General features: G+C 59.6%; 14 protein-coding genes. 13 read left to right on the top strand and 1 reads right to left on the bottom strand.

Annotated elements, in window-relative coordinates; all coding sequences use genetic code 11:
* Positions 1-104: 104 nt before the first annotated feature.
* The 4 genes from rpmF (at position 105) to smc (ending at position 5,653) form a co-directional block, all read left to right on the top strand.
* Positions 105-308 (top strand): 50S ribosomal protein L32, encoded by a 204-nt coding sequence (gene rpmF, locus MHJ63_RS06105; RefSeq protein WP_035757176.1) that lies wholly within the window; start codon positions 105-107, stop codon positions 306-308.
* A 7-nt stretch (positions 309-315) separates the two neighbouring features.
* Positions 316-1,053, top strand: a complete 738-nt coding sequence (gene rnc, locus MHJ63_RS06100) for a ribonuclease III (protein ID WP_239446501.1) — start codon at positions 316-318, stop codon at positions 1,051-1,053.
* Complete coding sequence (mutM, locus tag MHJ63_RS06095) at positions 1,053-1,997, top strand: bifunctional DNA-formamidopyrimidine glycosylase/DNA-(apurinic or apyrimidinic site) lyase (protein ID WP_239446500.1); 945 nt, start codon at positions 1,053-1,055, stop codon at positions 1,995-1,997. Before rnc ends, mutM begins: the two co-directional genes overlap by 1 nt.
* A 68-nt stretch (positions 1,998-2,065) precedes the next feature.
* On the top strand, positions 2,066-5,653 hold the full coding sequence (gene smc, locus MHJ63_RS06090; protein WP_239446499.1) for a chromosome segregation protein SMC: 3,588 nt from the start codon (positions 2,066-2,068) through the stop codon (positions 5,651-5,653).
* Here the strand turns inward: smc and MHJ63_RS06085 are convergent.
* Positions 5,650-6,894 (bottom strand): MFS transporter, encoded by a 1,245-nt coding sequence (locus MHJ63_RS06085; protein WP_239446498.1) that lies wholly within the window; start codon positions 6,892-6,894, stop codon positions 5,650-5,652. The genes smc and MHJ63_RS06085 overlap by 4 nt on opposite strands.
* 160 nt (positions 6,895-7,054) lie before the next feature.
* Here MHJ63_RS06085 and MHJ63_RS06080 point away from each other — a divergent pair, with 160 nt between their 5' ends.
* From MHJ63_RS06080 to trmD, 9 genes are all read left to right on the top strand, one after another.
* Positions 7,055-9,109 carry an acyltransferase family protein gene (locus MHJ63_RS06080; RefSeq protein ID WP_239446497.1) on the top strand — a complete coding sequence of 685 codons (2,055 nt, stop codon included), beginning with the start codon at positions 7,055-7,057 and terminating at the stop codon, positions 9,107-9,109.
* A gap of 40 nt (positions 9,110-9,149) precedes the next feature.
* Positions 9,150-10,358, top strand: coding sequence for a signal recognition particle-docking protein FtsY (gene ftsY / locus MHJ63_RS06075; RefSeq protein WP_239446496.1), 1,209 nt, complete (start codon positions 9,150-9,152; stop codon positions 10,356-10,358).
* A gap of 125 nt (positions 10,359-10,483) precedes the next feature.
* Positions 10,484-12,025 carry a signal recognition particle protein gene (ffh, locus tag MHJ63_RS06070; RefSeq protein WP_035757162.1) on the top strand — a complete coding sequence of 514 codons (1,542 nt, stop codon included), beginning with the start codon at positions 10,484-10,486 and terminating at the stop codon, positions 12,023-12,025.
* Between the two features lie 4 nt (positions 12,026-12,029).
* Positions 12,030-13,049 carry a hypothetical protein gene (locus tag MHJ63_RS06065; protein ID WP_239446495.1) on the top strand — a complete coding sequence of 340 codons (1,020 nt, stop codon included), beginning with the start codon at positions 12,030-12,032 and terminating at the stop codon, positions 13,047-13,049.
* The gene (locus MHJ63_RS06060) at positions 13,046-15,019 is read left to right on the top strand and encodes a prolipoprotein diacylglyceryl transferase (protein WP_239446494.1); all 1,974 of its coding nucleotides are present in this window, start codon (positions 13,046-13,048) and stop codon (positions 15,017-15,019) included. Before MHJ63_RS06065 ends, MHJ63_RS06060 begins: the two co-directional genes overlap by 4 nt.
* A gap of 287 nt (positions 15,020-15,306) precedes the next feature.
* The gene (gene rpsP, locus MHJ63_RS06055) at positions 15,307-15,747 is read left to right on the top strand and encodes a 30S ribosomal protein S16 (protein ID WP_035757211.1); all 441 of its coding nucleotides are present in this window, start codon (positions 15,307-15,309) and stop codon (positions 15,745-15,747) included.
* 11 nt (positions 15,748-15,758) lie between these two features.
* The gene (locus MHJ63_RS06050) at positions 15,759-16,001 is read left to right on the top strand and encodes an RNA-binding protein (protein WP_035757153.1); all 243 of its coding nucleotides are present in this window, start codon (positions 15,759-15,761) and stop codon (positions 15,999-16,001) included.
* 146 nt (positions 16,002-16,147) lie between these two features.
* Complete coding sequence (gene rimM / locus MHJ63_RS06045; protein WP_070490351.1) at positions 16,148-16,651, top strand: ribosome maturation factor RimM; 504 nt, start codon at positions 16,148-16,150, stop codon at positions 16,649-16,651.
* A gap of 62 nt (positions 16,652-16,713) precedes the next feature.
* Positions 16,714-17,559, top strand: coding sequence for a tRNA (guanosine(37)-N1)-methyltransferase TrmD (gene trmD / locus MHJ63_RS06040; RefSeq protein ID WP_070490349.1), 846 nt, complete (start codon positions 16,714-16,716; stop codon positions 17,557-17,559).
* Positions 17,560-17,686: the final 127 nt, after the last annotated feature.

The following is a 17,686-nucleotide window of genomic DNA, read 5'->3' as shown; positions in this document are numbered from 1 at the left end:
TGAGATCCTAGTCCCGGATACCCGGGCAGGTGAAGCCGACATAGATTTTGACTCTGGACGCTCACCGTCCAGAACTGACCAGCAACAAGGAAGAGAGACAAGCCGTGGCTGTTCCAAAGCGGAAGATGTCCCGTGCGAATACACGCAACCGCCGCGCTCAGTGGAAGGCCACTGCGCCAACTCTGGTGAAGACCGTTGAAAACGGTCGCGTGACGTACAGCCTGCCTCACCAGGCGAAGATGGTCACCGACTCGGCAGGCACCGAGCTGTTCCTTGAGTACAAGGGACGTAAGGTAGCTGACGCCTAAGTTGTCTGTGGCTAAAGCAACTGAGCTTTCGAAGCGTCTCGGGGTCTCTTTAGACCCCGAGACGCTTCGTTTAGCGTTGACGCACCGCTCGTGGGCCTATGAGCACGATGGTGAACATAACGAGCGCCTCGAGTTCTTAGGGGATTCGGTGCTCGGGTTTTGTGTCACCACGTTCATTTTTGAGCAGTACCCGACGGTTTCTGAGAGTCAACTGACGGCGTTGCGTGCCCGTTTGGTCTCTACCCAGACGCTCGCCCAGGTGGCTCGTGCGCTCGGCGTGGGGCCGCACATCCGGCTCGGTAAGGGCGAGCAGCAGTCTAACGGTCAAGATAAAGATTCGATCTTGGCTGACACGATGGAAGCGCTCCTGGGAGCCGTGTTTTTGAAACACGGCTTGGACGCCGTGAAACGGATCATCGCCGAGAACGTGCTTCCGCTGATTGACGATGAGGAAACGATTCGCCGCAGCACAGACTGGAAGACGCTGATTCGGCAGATCGCGGGCCAACACGATCTAGGTGAGGTTGTCTATGACATCACCAGTGAAGGGCCGGACCACGCCCACACCTATACTGCGCGGCTCTTGATTGGCGATAAACGCTATGCGAATGGCACAGCGACCTCCAAGAAGGACGCCGAGAAGATCGCTGCTGGCGCATCCTGGAAGATGCTCGTGGGGGACTTGATCGCGATGGGCGTGATCGATTCAGATCCGCTCTCACCTGGGCACAAAACCTCCGCCTGATGCCTGAACTGCCTGAAGTTGAGGTTGTCCGCCGCGGCTTGATGGATTGGGTTGTTGGGCGGCGGATCGAACACGTAGAGGTCCACGACCCGCGTTCAGTTCGGCGTCAGGTCGGTGGTCCTGACGCCTTTATTTCCGCGGCAACATCAATGACCATTACGGCGGCGGTGCGTCGCGGTAAGTTCCTGTGGCTCACGCTCGCCCCTGATTCTGCCTCGGAAGGTTCTGGGCAGCCCGCGATGGCGGTCATGGCTCATTTGGGTATGTCTGGGCAGGTGCTCGTCGAGGACGCCGAACAGCCGTGGGAGAAACACCTCAAAGTGCGTTTGGTTCTATCCGAGCGCGACGGCGCACCTACCGAGCTGCGCTTCATAGACCAGCGGATCTTCGGTGGCATGTGGATCTCCGAGCTTGTACCGACACCGGATGCCGGCCCTGGTGGGGTAGGAGACCAAGCCCACCTGATCCCGCACGCCGCACACCACATCGGGCGCGATGTCCTAGACCCCCTGACCAATGCGCGTGCCTTGCGGAAGCAGTGGCGCAACAAACGCACCGGGATCAAGAACGCACTCATGGATCAGTCCGTGGTCTCCGGGGTGGGCAACATTTATGCGGATGAGGCGTTGTGGCGGGTCAAGAGGCACTATGAGACTCCGGTATCGCGTCTGCCTCTAGCGGAGATCGAGGCTTTGCTGGAGGCGTTGCGCGCCGTGATGCTCAGTGCGTTGGAAGCCGGTGGGACGAGCTTCGATTCTCTCTATGTCAACGTCAACGGCGCTAGCGGCTATTTCGACCGTTCCCTCAACGCCTACGGGCGAGCCGGCCAACCCTGCCCGCGGTGTGCCAACAACGGCAAGCCAGGCATGATTGTGCGTGATCCGTGGGGTGGGCGCTCATCGTTCCGGTGTAGCTGGTGCCAACGCCGCCCACGCGGACTCTGACCACGTGAACGCGGGAAAGGGGAAAATCCCCGGTTTCTTAGCGTGTGCGTTACATAATAGAAATCACCATGTATTTGAAATGCCTGACGGTTCGCGGATTTAAGTCATTTGCTTCCGCGACCAGCTTCGACTTCGAACCCGGCATCACGGCCGTGGTGGGCCCCAACGGGTCAGGTAAGTCGAATGTTGTCGATGCGCTCGCGTGGGTCATGGGTGAGCAGGGTGCTAAGACGTTGCGTGGCGGGAGCATGGATGACGTGATCTTCGCCGGCACGAGTTCCCGCCAAGCGTTGGGCCGGGCACACGTGACGTTGACGATCGATAACTCGGATGGCGCGTTACCGATCGAATACACGGAAGTCACGATCTCTAGAACCTTGTTCCGTTCAGGTGGTTCCGAGTATGCGATCAACGGTTCCCCGGTGCGTTTGCTCGATATTCAGGAGTTGCTCTCCGATTCCGGTTTGGGTCGTGAGATGCACGTGATCGTGGGGCAGGGTCAGCTCGATAAGATCCTGCAGGCTAGCGCTGAGGAGCGCCGCGGTTTCATCGAGGAAGCCGCGGGGATTCTGAAGCATCGGCGTCGCAAAGAAAAAACGCTGCGCAAGCTGGATTCAACTCAGGCGAATCTGAGCCGATTAGATGATCTTGTCAAGGAGATCGGGCGGCAGTTGAAGCCGCTGGGCAGGCAGGCGGATACGGCGCGGCGTGCTCGTGGTGTTCAGGCGCGGCTACGTGATGCTAAGTCGCGCCTGCTGGCCCACGATGTGGTGCAGCTGCTGGATGAAGCCGAGTCAGCTTCCGTGAAGAGGGTAGATCTGGAAGAAGCTCAGAGGCAGGCCAGTGACGCTGTGGATGCTGCAACTCGCACGGTTTCCGCGGCTGAAGTTGAGGCTGCGAAGGCATCCCCGGCTGCGGCTTCGGCACGTGAGACGTGGTACGAGTTGTCTCAGTTGAGCGAGCGCTACACGGGTTTGCTGCGGGTCGCGGAGGAGCGGCAGCGGCTTTTGGGGCAGCCGCTTGAGCGTTCGTCGGTAGGTGAAGATCCGGATGTTTTGGAGCGCCGCGCTGAGGCGAGCGACGCCGAGGCTGATGAAGCGGACGAGGCTGTTGAGAAGGCCCAAGATGCCCTTGAGGCCGCCGGTGGTGAGCGCGCTGAGGCTGAGTCGAAGCAGCGTGCAGAAGATGAGCGGTTGACTGCTCTATTGCGGGCAGTTGCGGATCGCCGTGAGGGTTTGGCGCGGCTTGCTGGGCAAGTAGGCACTGCCCGGCAGAGGCTTGAATCTGCGGTAGGTGAACGCGAGCGTACCGTTGAGGCTCGCGATGCGGCACGCGCTCGAAGTGCCGAAGCTAAGAGCCATATGGATGAGGCGCAGGCGGAAGCTGATGAAGCGCGGGAGGCCACGGTGGCGCCTTTGGCGCGTGTGCCTGAATCGCAAGGAGCGCTGGATGAGGCGAAAGCTGCGTTGCAGTCGGCGCGTGATGCGTTGAACACGGCGCGTCAACGCCGGGCGGGGCTTGAAGCGCGGGTAGCTGTTTTGGCTGAGACTACCCAGCCGGATGCTGGGGCGGGCACGTTGCTTGAGGGGCACGAGAATGCCCTCTTGGATGTGTTGAGTGACCGCTTGACAGTCGAACCGGGCTTTGAGGCCGCCGTCAAAGCGGCTTTGTGTGGTGCTGAGGACGGCTGGGTCGCTGCAGCGCAGGTGACACTCGAGCAGGTGGCGGAAGCCGCGGCTGCCGGTGCCGAGGGGTCGGTGACGTTGCTACATACCGTGGGGCAGCATCGTGGTGATGTGTTGCCTTCCGGTGCGCGTAGTGTCGCCGATGTGGTGAGCCCTAAGCCAGGGGATGAGCAGCTTGTTGAGGCTTTGCTGGGTAGGACTGCGTTGCTGGATTCGGATGCTGAAGCCCGCGCTGTGGTGGCTGAGTCCGGGTGCACGGCGGTCACTGTTGAAGGGCATCGGTGGACGCGTGCTGGCGTGGTGATCGGTGCTGGCGATGGCGCGGGAGCTTTGGCGCGGGTGCGTTCGCTGGAGACAGCTCGGGAAGAGCTCACGGAAGCCGTTGCGGCGTGTGAGGCGGCTGAGGCGGAGGTTGAGCGCGCGCAACCCTCCGTGAACAACGCGCAAGCAGAGCTGAAAGCAGCCGAGGACGCGGCGCGGCAGGCCAGTGATGCTTCCCGGAACGCCGCGTCGCGTGTTGAGCGGCTGTCTTCGCTTGCGGCTCAAGCCGATGCGGATGTTCAGCGGCATGCGGACGCGTATGTCGCAGCTGATGCCGCTGTTGAGAAGGCGCGTGTGGGGCTTGAAGAGCTCAATGAGCGTTTGGCTGTGGCCCAGGATGTTCCGGAAGAAGCTGAACCCTCGACGGCTGAGCGTGACCGTCTAGCTCAGGCTGCATCGCAGGCTCGTGAAGCTGAGATTCAGGCGCGGTTGGCTTTGCGGGAGGCCCAAGAACAGGCCCGTAAGCTTCGAGACCGGGCGCATTCTCAGCGTCGCGCGGCCCGTGCTGAACGTGCCGCACGTGAGGAGGCACAGCGTCGTGCAGCGCGGCGTGCCGCACAAGCGAAGAAGGCGGAGACAGTCGCCGAGCGTGTTCGCACGGCGCAACGGCTCCTGGCTCGTTCGGTTGAGGCGGCTCACGTGCGTGTCGAAGAGTCCGAGGAAGCGGTGCGGCGCTGCAACGCTCAACTCGAGACCGCGCGCGCAGCTCTAGCGAAGGCGCAAGCCCGCCTCTCTGAGCTGCGGGACGAGGCGCACAAGACAGAGATAGATCAGGCAGAGCGGCAGGCCCGCTTCGAAGCACTCGAAGAGAAGGCGTTGTCTGAGGTTTCGATGACCCCGGACCACCTGGTTGAACACTTCGGGCCGCATCTTCCGGTGCCATCCGATTTCACCGACGCCACCGATCCCTGGGCGGAATTGCGTCAAGAGGTCGATCAAGACGGTAACCCGGTTGACGGCGAGCCGTTTGACCGCGAAACTCAGCTCAAACGTCTCAAGCAGGCCGAACGCGACCTTCAGGCCTTAGGCAAAGTCAACCCGTTGGCGTTGGAAGAGTTCGCGGCCCTTGAAGAACGGCATTCCTATCTGGTTGGTCAGGTCCAAGACCTCACCAACACCCGCGCTGAGCTTCTGAATCTCATCGAAGAAGTAGACCAACACGTCAAGACGGTGTTCGCTGACGCGTTCGCTGACACAGCGAGAGAGTTCACAGCAATCTTCAGTCGGCTGTTCCCGGGGGGTGAAGGCAAGCTGACACTCACGGACCCGAGCGACATGCTGAGCACCGGCATCGAGGTTGAGGCGCGCCCCGCCGGTAAGAAAGTCAAACGGTTGTCGCTGCTCTCGGGTGGGGAGCGTTCACTCACGGCACTCGCGATGCTGATCGCTATCTTCAAAGCACGGCCCTCGCCGTTCTATGTCATGGACGAGGTCGAAGCCGCCCTCGATGAGCGGAACCTGCTGCGCCTGCTCGAGGTCTTCAAAGACCTACAACAGGCCTCCCAGCTGATCATCATCACTCACCAGAAACACACGATGGACATCGCCGATGCCCTCTACGGGGTCTCGATGAGAGGCGACGGCGTGAGCCACGTTGTGTCCCAGCGCATCGCGCAAGACACAAAGACCGGGGATCACGAACCCGCCTAGCGGGGTTTGCTCGGGCTCACTTCGGTGTGTTCGATGTTCTGCCGAGGCGAGACCAAAGCCCACGCGATCACACCGGCACCCATGAGCAGACCTGAGAGCACGAAAGCCCAACTGAACCCGAACTGGTCTGCGATCCAACCAGCGATCAACGGCGCCATCACAGCCGGAAGATCAGCCGCCATCTGGAATATAGACATCACGCGTCCCGCATGATGCTTCGGCCCCACGATATCGGCGATGCTTGCCTGCTGGGCCGGGTTGAACATACCAGTCCCGAAACCCGCCAACGCTGACAAAGTCACGAGCACCGCGACGTTGGGGGACAAGCCAGTAGCCGCCGTGCACAGTCCAGCCAGGCTCAACCCGATCATGATGGGGCGCCGCCGCCCGACCCTGTCAGACCAGCGGCCGCTGAACGTCAACGCTGTAGCGTTACCGGCCGCGAAGCCGGTCATAACAAGACCCACAGACAACGCCCCAAGACCCAACGCTTGAGCCGCGAACAGAGGCACAATAGCTACCCGCACACCAAAAGAGCACCACCCGTTACCGAAATTAGAGACCAGCGCGGCACGATACTTCGGGTTAGCTAAAGCATCAGCGAGGCTATACGGCGGCAGATGATGGCGAGCCCTCGGCTGGCCGCGACGCCCGCGAGAACTCACCAGGAAATAAAACACAACCAGTGAAGCCGCAATCAACGAGCCACCGTAGATGAAGAACGGAACACGGTAGCCCAACGGAGCCAACAAGCCACCCACCAATGGGCCCGCCACGTTACCGATCAAAAACGCCCCACCATACAGGCTTGCGACCCGGCCACGGATATCCGCCGGAGAGGTCCGGGCAATGAAACTCGAAGCCGCAACCGTAAACGTGACAGAGCCGATACCACCGAGGCCTCTAACAAGAATCAGAACCCAATAATTCGGGGCCATTCCACACGCAATCGTTGAGATCGCAACGATGAACACCCCGAGCACATACGCCCCCGGCTCTCCCAACTTTTCAGAGACCCCGCCGGCAAAAGGCGCAAACCCCAAACGTGTGAAAGCAAACACCGAAACGATCGCCGCCGCCATCATGTGGCTCACCCCAAAACTTGAGGCGTACTGCGGCAGAATCGGGGCGATCAACCCAAAGCCAATAGCGATCAGCAAAGCCCCAGCGATGAGGACTTTAATCTCACGAGGAACCGGGGTCGGACGCGCCGAATGCGATGAGGAAACAGGGTGAGGCATGATGCATCTGATCGTAGATCATGACTAAGCCAAGAGAAACATAACAATTAGCTGAGAGTTGCGTATCAATGCGGTATCAGTCCCGAATTTTGGACATTCCACCTAGATTTCGTTTGTATCGTGGATTCGCTTGTGTTAAGCGAAGAAAGAGGTAAATGAGGTGAGCCAGGTCAGCCGCGTTGCACCCCGCACACCATCCCCAGGTTTCGGGGCCCCAGGCCGAACGTCCAGCGGCCGACAGCGCAACTTTGTGCTCGATGCGATGCGCGCGCTCGCTGTGCTCCTGGTTATCGGTTATCACGTGGCACCTGATGCGGTTCCGGCCGGCTATCTGGGCGTGGATCTCTTCTTCGTTCTATCGGGGTATCTGATTACCTCAAGCTTGTTGCGCCGCACCGCGCACCTCTATGTGGAGTCGGGCACTAAGAGGGCCCGGCTGAAGGCGTTTTTCGGGAAGTTCTATTTGGGTCGTTTGCGGCGCTTGGTGCCTGCTGCGATCCTGATGCTGATCGTGATCCTGCCGTTAACGTTGCTGGCAAACCCCGATGTGCGGGTTCACTTGGGCAGACAGGCTGCTGGTGCGCTCACGGCAACGGCGAACTGGGTTCAGCTGGCTGCCGGAGTCTCGTATTTCGATCAGGACCAGGCGCATCTTCTGAACCACATGTGGTCGCTGGCGATTGAGGAGCAGTTCTATCTGTTCTGGCCGATCATCATCATCGGCTTGTCGTATGTGGGCGTGCATTCTTCCTCGAAAAAGATGTCTTCGCTTCATCGCACGGTAGGTACGGTTGCGTTGATCGTCGCGGTGCTTTCTGGCATTTCGATGGCTGTCACGTATTCGTTGACTCGTGACTTTGATCAGGCGTACCTGAACACGTTGACGCACTGCTTCGGTTTGCTTTTGGGTGCTGCGGTTGCCTGCATGCCGCGGGAGTTGGACTTAGGCTCTGGGGTGCGTGCGCTTGTGACCGTTGTGGCGTGGGCTGTCCTAGCTGTTGGCGTTGTGGTTTTGAAGGAGCAGACCGCGATCACCCAGCTGGGCGGCATGTTCGTGTTCTCTGTTGCCGCGGCCGCCGCAGTGCTCATGGCGACGACGGGCCGGCAGGCTCACTGGCAACCGCGCGGGTTGCTCGCGGCCGGGCTGCGGTGGGTCGCTGAACGCTCGTATGCGATGTATTTGTGGCATTGGCCGATGGTGGTGTTGGCTGCCGCGTGGATGCCTGACCCCAACGGCGGTGAGGTTGAGCTTGAGCTTCTGCTGGCACGCGCATCGTTGGTTGTTGTTGTGACGTTTGCGCTTTCGGCGGCATCTTTCCGTTGGGTTGAGCAACCGATCCTGACGAAGGGCTACCGCGTTTATGCGGCCGAGATCTGGGCGCGTCTTTCCGATAGGGCGGCAATGCTGTGGAGCGCGGCCGTTACCATCGTGGTAGCACTTGCTTTGATTGCGGTGGGGACGGCGCCAGCTAAGACCCAACAGCAAGAGCGTCTGGAGGCTTTGGCAGCGCAGGCGCAAGCTATTGATATGGACGGTGACGGCTCGGGTCTTGACGAGGCGGCCGGAGACGGCGAAGAAACTGAGGCTAAACCGGGCAAGGATAGCTCGAGTAAGGACAAGCCTGCTGAGGGTAAGGGCTCCCAGGATGAGGGAGCTAAAGACAAGAAACCTAAGCCGGAGAAATCTAAAGACAAGGCAAAAGATAAGTCAGGGAAGGGCTCGGATAAGACCACTCCAACGATCCCGTCGAAGAACATCACGTTCATTGGCGATTCAGTCACGGTAGCCTCGGTGCCGGCGATTCGGCAGGTTTATCCGGCCTCTCCGGTGCAGGCGAGTGTGGGTATGCAGATTTGGGATGCCCCGGATGTGGTCAAACAGCTCAAAGCACGCGGGAAGTTGCGTGAATATGTCGTTCTAGGTTTGGGAACCAACGCGACCTTCACCAAGGAACAGCTCGGCTCACTTCTGGCAGATGCCGGGCCGGGCACCAAGTTCGTGCTCGTGATGCCGTATGGGGACCGCGAATGGATTCCGGATGCGCGTAAGAACATCGCTGCGTTCGCTCAAGAGAACCCAGATAGGGTTCGTGTGGCTCACTGGGATCAGGTTGCGGTCAATGCAAGCGATATCGCCTCCGATGGTATTCACCCTGGCCCTGAGGCGGCGAGGATGTGGGTTGAAGAGGTCACAAAGGCGCTGAATTCGTTCTAGCTTGGACTGTAGCGCTCGCGGTCTGTGAGAAGCTAATGATGTGAACGAACAGACTATGTGGATCCTCATTGGCCTCGCCGCCGTGGTGCTCATCGCAGCGATCGTGATTGTTGCGGTCGTGCGTGCGCGCCGGCCGCGGGTGCCTCATGCACCTCGAACCTCGCAGACCACCGCGCATGCCCCGAGAACAGGGCCAGCGGGCTCAGCTGATGTGGATGAACCGAGAGCTCATTCACCACCTGCCAACGGCGCGCCAGCTGGTGGGGTAGCGGTCGATGAGGCTGGCACTGGTGAAGCAACTGCCGCACCGGCTTTCGACACTCCGGCTCCTGCGCAGGGCCGTCTGGCGCGCTTGCGTGCCCGTCTGGTCCGTTCGAACAACGTTTTCGGCAAGGGCCTTTTGGCTCTGTTGTCCTCCGACAAGATCGATGAGGACGTGTGGGACGAAGTTGAGATGACGTTGCTCGCCGCTGACCTCGGTACTGAGGCCACCGACGAGTTGATCTCTAATCTGCGTGAACGCGTCAAGATCGAGGGATCCCGGACCCCGGAGCGGGTGCGTGAGATCTTGCATGAAGAGTTGCTCAAGGTTGTTGATCCGAGCCTGGACCGCGCGCTGGATACCGAGCGGAAGGACGGCAAACCGTCCGTCATCCTGGTTGTTGGTGTCAACGGTGTTGGCAAGACCACCACGATCGGTAAGATCGCCCGCGTATTGGTCGCCGAAGATAAGGATGTTCTCTTAGGTGCTGCGGATACGTTCCGTGCCGCTGCAGCTGATCAGTTGCAGACCTGGGGCTCGCGCGTAGGTGTGCCTACGGTGCGTTCGGATAGGGAAGGCGCTGATCCGGCATCGGTTGCTTTCGATGCGGTCGATAAAGGTATTGAGGCTGAGGTCGATACGGTCTTGGTGGATACCGCGGGGCGCCTACAGAACCGCTCCAACCTCATGGATGAGCTCGGCAAGATCAAACGCGTGATCAACAAACGGGCCGAGGTGCGCGAGGTTCTGTTGGTTCTGGATGCAACGACGGGGCAGAACGGTTTGAGCCAGGCCAAGGTGTTCTCTGAAGTCGTGGATGTCACCGGCATCGTTTTGACCAAGCTTGACGGTACGGCCAAGGGCGGCATCGTGGTTGCGATCCAACGCCAGCTGGGCGTTCCAGTGAAGTTGGTCGGCTTAGGCGAAGGCCCAGATGATTTGGCTCCTTTCGAACCGGAAGCGTTCGTGGACGCTATTCTCGACTGATTCGAGTGCGCGGTCCGTTACACCAGCAGGAAGCAATGTAGCGGACGGGCTAAAATGATTCGTCGATACGTAAACATGTAGGCCCTCACCTACATCAGTTCAATCAGATAAGTGAGCAGGACAACGTGTTCAATTCTTTAACAGAGCGCCTCACCTCGACGTTCCGGAATCTGCGCGGCAAGGGCCGTCTTTCGGAAGCCGATGTTGACGGTACCGTCCGTGAGATCCGGCGTGCGCTGCTGGATGCGGACGTTGCTGTTTCTGTTGCCCGCGAGTTCGCGGCCAACGTCAAGGAGCGCGCTCTTTCGGCGGAGGTCTCTGAAGCGCTGAACCCTGCCCAGCAGGTTGTGAAGATCGTCAACGAGCAGCTCGTTGAGGTTTTGGGTGGCCAGACTCGCCGCCTTGAGTTCGCGAAGTCTGGCCCGACCATCATCATGCTGGCTGGTCTGCAGGGTGCCGGTAAGACGACGTTGGCCGGTAAGTTGGCTAAGTGGCTCTCTTCTGAGGGGCACACTCCTTTGCTGGTTGCCGCTGACCTGCAGCGCCCGAACGCTGTGACTCAGTTGCAGGTTGTTGGGCAGCGTGCAGGTGTCCCTGTCTATGCGCCTCATCCTGGTGTGCAGTCTGAGTTCGAGGAAGTTACGGGTGACCCGGTTGTGGTTGCGCGTAACGGTGTTTCTGAGGCTCGCCAGAAGCAGCACGATGTGGTGATTGTTGACACCGCTGGTCGTCTTGGTGTTGACGCCGAGTTGATGCAACAGGCTCGCAACATTCGTGACGCGATCTCCCCGAATGAGGTCTTGTTCGTGATCGACGCGATGATCGGTCAGGACGCGGTCGCCACGGCACAGGCGTTCAACGAGGGCGTTGATTTCACGGGTGTTGTCTTGTCGAAGCTTGATGGTGACGCGCGTGGTGGCGCCGCGTTGTCTGTCGCTTCGGTGACGGGTAAACCGATCATGTTCGCCTCCACGGGCGAGAACGTCGGCGATTTTGAGGTTTTCCACCCTGACCGTATGGCTTCGCGCATCCTGGATATGGGCGATGTCATGACCCTGATCGAGCAGGCTGAGCGCACGTGGGACAAGGCTGAGGCCGAGCGCATGGCTAAGAAGTTCGCCGATCAGGAGGACTTCACCCTTGATGACTTCTTGGCTCAGATGCAGCAGATCAAGAAGATGGGCTCCATGAAGAAGATGCTTGCATTGATGCCGAACATGGGTATCGACAAGCGTCAGCTTGAGCAGTTTGATGATTCGCAGGCGGACCGTGTTGAGGCGATTGTGCGTTCAATGACTCCGCATGAGCGCGCCGCCCCTAAGATCATCAACGGTTCGCGCCGTGCCCGTATCGCTCGTGGTTCGGGTGTTTCGGTGTCTGAGGTGAACCAGTTGCTTGAGCGTTTCACCCAGGCTCAGAAGATGATGAAACGTATGGCCGCTCAGGGTGCGATGCCTGGTATTCCGGGTGGTCGTGCTGCTCGCCGTAAGGGCGGGGCGAATAAGAAGCGCGGTAAGAAGTACGGCAACCCGGCACGCGCTGCAGCGGCGGCTCGGGGCGAGAAGGTTCAAGGCCATAAGCAGGCGGGCTCGTCCTTCGCTAAGAAACAGGATCTCAAGCCTGAGGATTTGCAGCTTCCTAAGGGCTTTGAAAAGTTCTTGCGGTGAAGCGATGAGTGAGCGTCACTTCTCGGATTCTGCTGACGGTTCCGCAAATTGTTCCGCACACCAGGCGGCGGGTGTTGCACAGTATGGCGTGTCTTTATTAGGGCCTGCCGTGTTGACCGGTGTGGACACACCAGAGAACGGCGGGGCAGGTACTCGTTGGGTTGAAGATGCCGTATTGCTTGATGCTCCCTCCGTGCAGTCTCGTAGCCTGTTGGCGGGCTCTCGCGCAATGATGTTGCTTTCGGCTTATCCTGCCGGTGCCCGTTCTGTAACTGAACCAGCCACTGACGCAGGCCTGGGTGAGGCAACGGAGCCCGGAGCTGAAACGGGCATCGTGGTTTCTCTACGGATGTGGAGCGCTGATTCGCGCGCCGGGTCGGCCCCAGATCTGGCATGGGACAGCGGCTCCAACGCCGGAGTGAAAGACCGCTTCGGGTCTGTCGGTGTGGTGAGTGAGCAAGCGCAGACGCAAGCCGCTCAGTACCTGGCTGAAGTGGCTGAACTCGCTGCTGCTTCGATCGATACGCCGAGTGCGCGCGCAGCGACCGTGGTGCGTGAACCGCTCGAAGAAGCCTTGACTTTATTGGGACAGGATCCTAAGTGGGCTTCGATTGCTCTGGGACTCACTCAGGTGGACGGTGTGCGCGTTGTTGAGGCGCTAGATGAAAGCGAGCACGAACGCGCAAGCAGGGAAGCGCTCAGCCAGGCGCGCGCAAGTGTTGCCACAACGGGGCGCAACCGGCCGGTTACGGCACCCGGTGCAGGGACGTGGCGCAGCCGCTACCCGGTTGCCGCCATCATGCTCTCGATCCTGTGGGTCGTGCTGGCTGTGGCCTGTTTGGTGCTGAGGCCTTTTTCAATTGGCGCAGCCAATTTCATTGTTGCTTTCGTTTTGGGTCTGGATGCCGTGGCAGGCTTGATTGCGGCCGTGTCTGGCATCAAAGTTAAGAGACAAAGGGCTCAACGGGGCTCGCAGGGTAATCAAGGGCAGGATGGAACTCTAAGGAAGGATCATCAGCAGTGATCGCCTCGAACACATCTTTGGAGTCGGAGCGCCAGACTGTATGGCGTGTGACTGTTGCGTGGCCGGTGACTGACCCGGTGGGCCAGCAAGAACGCGTTGACGGTCTCACGCAGATCTTGACGCAACGCAAGATTATTGGCCTCATGGGTCCTGGCCGCCCAACACGCCGCGGCTTGGCTGTTGAACTGGTTTTGCCGATGCGCGAAACACGGGTGTTGACCGCCCAAGCTGACGGAGCTATTGAGCCCAGCCTTGGAGGCGAAGAGTTCGCTGCGAAGCTTCACGAGAGCACCGGCGCCGTTATCGTCAACGGTGACCCCGCATCGGGGGATTTCGCTGTTTTGGCGTCTCCGAAAGAGTTCAGCGACCGCCAGATCGCAGGCGTGCTTGAAGAGCGGATCACCTCGATTCTGTTGGTGGATACCGTCAGCCCGGATGCAGTCGAAGAAGCACTCGACCGAAGTGACGTTTCAGGTTGGATGTCGGAAGGGGAACGCACGGTTGTCGCGTTGGATTCCGCGCCTTCCGACCCTACGATGTTGATCATGCCGGGGGCCTCCAAGCTTTCCTCCTCTATCAGGGAATACGCTGGCCGCGTTGATGTCGTGCTGTGGGGCCCGTCTGATGAAGGCAACGAACCCGTGACACGTCGTCGCCGTGCCGCCCGGAACACTCCGCTGATCAATACGTATGCGGGGGCTCGTTGCCGCCCGATCGTATTGCCAGAAATGTATCGCCCGGCAGGCTCTGAGGCGGCTTCGCTCTTGTTGAGGCTCGAGGAAGATTTTGCGCCGCTGAGCGAAGACGACATTAAGGCGTTGGCATCGATGCTTCCGCCAAAGCGTGTCGATGCGTTGGTGACCGCGATCAACGAGGCGCCCGTTCGTGGTGTGGACCCTGAAGGTGGCGCGTTGGCACCTCTGGAAGACGGGCTCATGCCTGGCGAGGAAGACGAGCACGCCGTTGAAGACGGTGCGTACTCTGCGACACGCGCGATGCTTGAAGCATTAGGGGAAGACCCGGATTGGGTTGAGCTGTTCGACGGCGGCTCACCGGATGGCGGTTCTGTACGCAGTGTTGGTTCACCAGCGGGAGCAACTGTTTCCGGCCGAGATGCGGAATCTACCTGGGCGCACGTTGCCGAGGACGACGCGGTTGAAACAGAGCCTGATGCTGAAGAGACAGCCACTGAAGAGGCAGTCACAGAGGAGACGGCCGCCGGAGAGATCGAGGCGACTGAACAGCGTGAGTCCGATCAGCCGGACGAAGACCCTGCTCAGCTTGAACTAGCGGGGTATGAACTGGATGGGTCTGAACCGGCGGAGCCTGAACTAGCGGACTCTGAACTTGTGGAACCTGAACCAAGCGAGGCTCGCGCCACGGAACATGAACTAACGGAGCCTGAAGTAACGGACGCTGAGGCAACAGAGCCTGATCCAACCCAGCCAGAGTTGGCTGATTCTAAGGATGAGTCCAAGGACGAGTCGCTGGGCGGTTTCGAATCACAGTTGGCCGGATCGGACGTCAAGGACTCCGAACCGGAGGAAACTGAACAGGACTTCAACGCTATCTTGGAGTCCCCGGCCACAACTGAGTCCCCGGCTACAACTGACTCTCCGGCTGCAACTGAGACATCAGCCGCGGCGGAGGAGCCTCGCCGGGCAACGTCTCGTTCCGGTCTGCCCGAGCCGACCCCAGCGGGAACGACCCCGGTCGCAACCGAGACCCAGCTCAAAACTCAGCCTCGACGCATCGGCCACATCGTATGGCTGGTCCTTGGGGTCGTGGTCTTGGTAGCGGGCGGGCTGATGGTTCTGAGGGGGATCGAAGTCGTGAGCTTTCCGTCGGTTCCGTACCAGTCGCTGTCAACCCTTGCGATCATCGGTGGAGTCACAGCCCTCGTGGGTGCGGCACTCGTACTGCTGTCCGTCTCTTTGTGGCCTAAGAGTCGCAAAGCGAAAAGCAAGTGAGCCGTAAAGCGAAGAGCCAGTCGGCAATCGAGAAATGTAAGTAGCCGAAAAGCGAATGCACGGCGGATAGATCCGTGCTTGAGCGTCAAACGGCGGCGTCAGAGTGTGCGGCGGCACACGCGCACAGGGTGTGCGTTGGAGGCCAACGCATGGCATAATAGACCGGGTACTCGGCGTGCGTGGCCCCCTCTCTCTGCGTTCGTCGGACATTTGGGACGTTTACTGCTGCTTTACCCCAGAGCTCGGCGGATTCGTCCCGTTCAACAGAAACAGGAGTGACCACTAACGTGGCCGTTAAGATTCGCCTGAAGCGGATGGGTAAAATCCGCCAGCCTCACTACCGTATTGTCGTCATCGATGGCCGCGCTAAGCGCGATGGCCGTCCGATCGAGGAAATCGGTACCTACAACCCGATGACCAACCCATCGACCATCAAGGTCGAGTCCGAGCGTGCACAGTACTGGCTCGGTGTTGGCGCTCAGCCTTCGGATCGTGTTCTCTCGATCCTCAAGCTGACCGGTGACTGGCAGAAGTTCAAGGGTATCGAGGGTCAGGAAGGCTCGGTTAAGCTCCCAGAGCCTAAGCCTGAGTTCGTTGCACCAGACAAGGGTTCGGTGATCCTGCCAGAGGCAACCACCCCTAAGAAGTCGAAGGCTGACGCAGAAGAAGCTCCAGCGGAAGGCGCCGCTGAGGAAGCTGCTGAGCCAGCAGAGACTGAAGAAGCCTGAGGCCCAGCCTGATGCTTGAAGACGCACTGGATCATCTGGTTTCCGGGATTGTAGATAACCCGGACGATGTTGATGTTCGCCGTCGTAACGGACGCCGGCATGACGTGTTGCAGGTTCGTGTCAACCCGGAGGACCTCGGCCGTGTGATCGGCCGGCAAGGCCGCACCGCTAAAGCGTTGCGTGCCGTTATCGGTGCTCTGCCTGGTGGCGATGACGTCCGTGTGGACGTCGTGGACACCGACCGTCAGCGCTAACCCAGTTAGATCGGCGTCTCTCACATCGTTGTGAAAGCGGCCCTAGCCAACCCCAAGCAGGCTAGGGTCGCTTTCGCATATCGGGGCGTCAACCTCAATCGTTGTTCAACTCTTCAAAATCTTCTCTCCACCTAGAGAGGCCTCACATGGATGTTAAAGTAGCCCGCATCGGTAAACCCCACGGGATCCGAGGCGAAGTCACGGTTCAGGTTCTAACGGATGATCCGGAAACGCGTTTTGCGCGCGGAACACGTTTGCTGACCGAACCCGCATCGCGCGGCCCGCTCACCGTGAAATCGGCGCGGTGGAATAAGCACATTCTTCTGCTCGGCTTTGATGAAGTCAACGACCGTAACCGGGCTGAAGAGCTGCGCGGAACCATGCTCTATGTTGAGGCCGAAGAATCCACAGATGATGCGTGGTTCGAACACGATCTTCTCGGGCTCGAAGTTCACGTAGACGGTGAGGTGATCGGCAAGGTTTCGGCTCTCCATACCGGTCCCGCCCAGGACCTTCTCGAGGTTGAATTGAGCGATGGCTCCGAAACGCTGTTGCCGCTAGTTGAGGAGATCGTCCCCGAAATCGACCTTGATGCCGGAGTGGTCACCGCGACACCACCGCCAGGGCTTCTCGACTTGGACCGCGAGTAAGCCGCCGAGGCATCGGCGATCATCAAACAAATAGGACGTATTCGTACAGGACGTAGGCTTTCATGCGCATCGACATCATCACGATTTTCCCCGAGTTCTTTGATGCCCTTGACATCTCCCTGATCGGTAAAGCCAAACAACGCGGCCTGATCGACGTTCACGTCCACGATTTGCGGACCTACACTTACGATCGCCACAGGACAGTTGACGATACTCCCTACGGTGGGGGCGCGGGCATGGTCATGAAACCTGAGCCGTGGGGTGAAGCGCTCAGCGAAGTACTAAGAGACAGCGATGCGGTGCATGAACAGGACACGGCCCTCAGCCAGGTTGAAGCAGGCGCTGAACCCGACGCTACCTGCGCGCCGTTGCTGTTGGTGCCTTCGCCCGCGGGCACTGTATTCAGGCAGCCGGTTGCTCATGAGTGGGCCGAAGAGAAGCATATTGTGTTTGCGTGCGGACGTTACGAAGGTATCGATGAGCGCGTCATCGAATGGGCCCGTGAGCGTTTCCGTGTGGTTCCGTTCTCGCTCGGCGATTATGTCCTCAACGGCGGGGAAGTGGCGACGATGGCCGTGATCGAAGCCGTGGTTCGTTTGGTCCCAGGCATGGTGGGGAATCCGGAATCGCTCGTGGAGGAAAGCCATTCAGTCGCTGGCGATGCGTTACTTGAATATCCCGTCTACACCAAACCGGCCGTATGGGAAGGCCGCGAAGCTCCTGCGGTTCTGCTTTCGGGAGACCACGGCAAAGTGGCTCGCGCCCGCCGTGACTGGCAACTGGAACGTACCAGTCAACGCCGGCCAGATCTCATCGAGAACTTACGCACAGCACGGCTCAGCAAGCATGACGTAGCGACACTCACGTCGTTAGGGTGGAACCTCCAAGGTGAGCATCCTTCACGCTGAGGAAACCGTAGTGCCTCATGTCAAGTTGATCGCGTAGCCTTAATCGTGCCTCACAGAGATTGATCGCGTAGCCCTGCTTAGGCAGTATGGAGTTTCACCCCACCGGTTTGTCGTTTCCGTCGGTTCT

The sequence above is a fragment of the Pseudoglutamicibacter albus genome, assembly GCF_022346425.1.
Classification (GTDB): Bacteria; Actinomycetota; Actinomycetes; order Actinomycetales; family Micrococcaceae; genus Pseudoglutamicibacter; species Pseudoglutamicibacter albus.
This window is presented reverse-complemented; position numbering and strand designations above follow the sequence as displayed.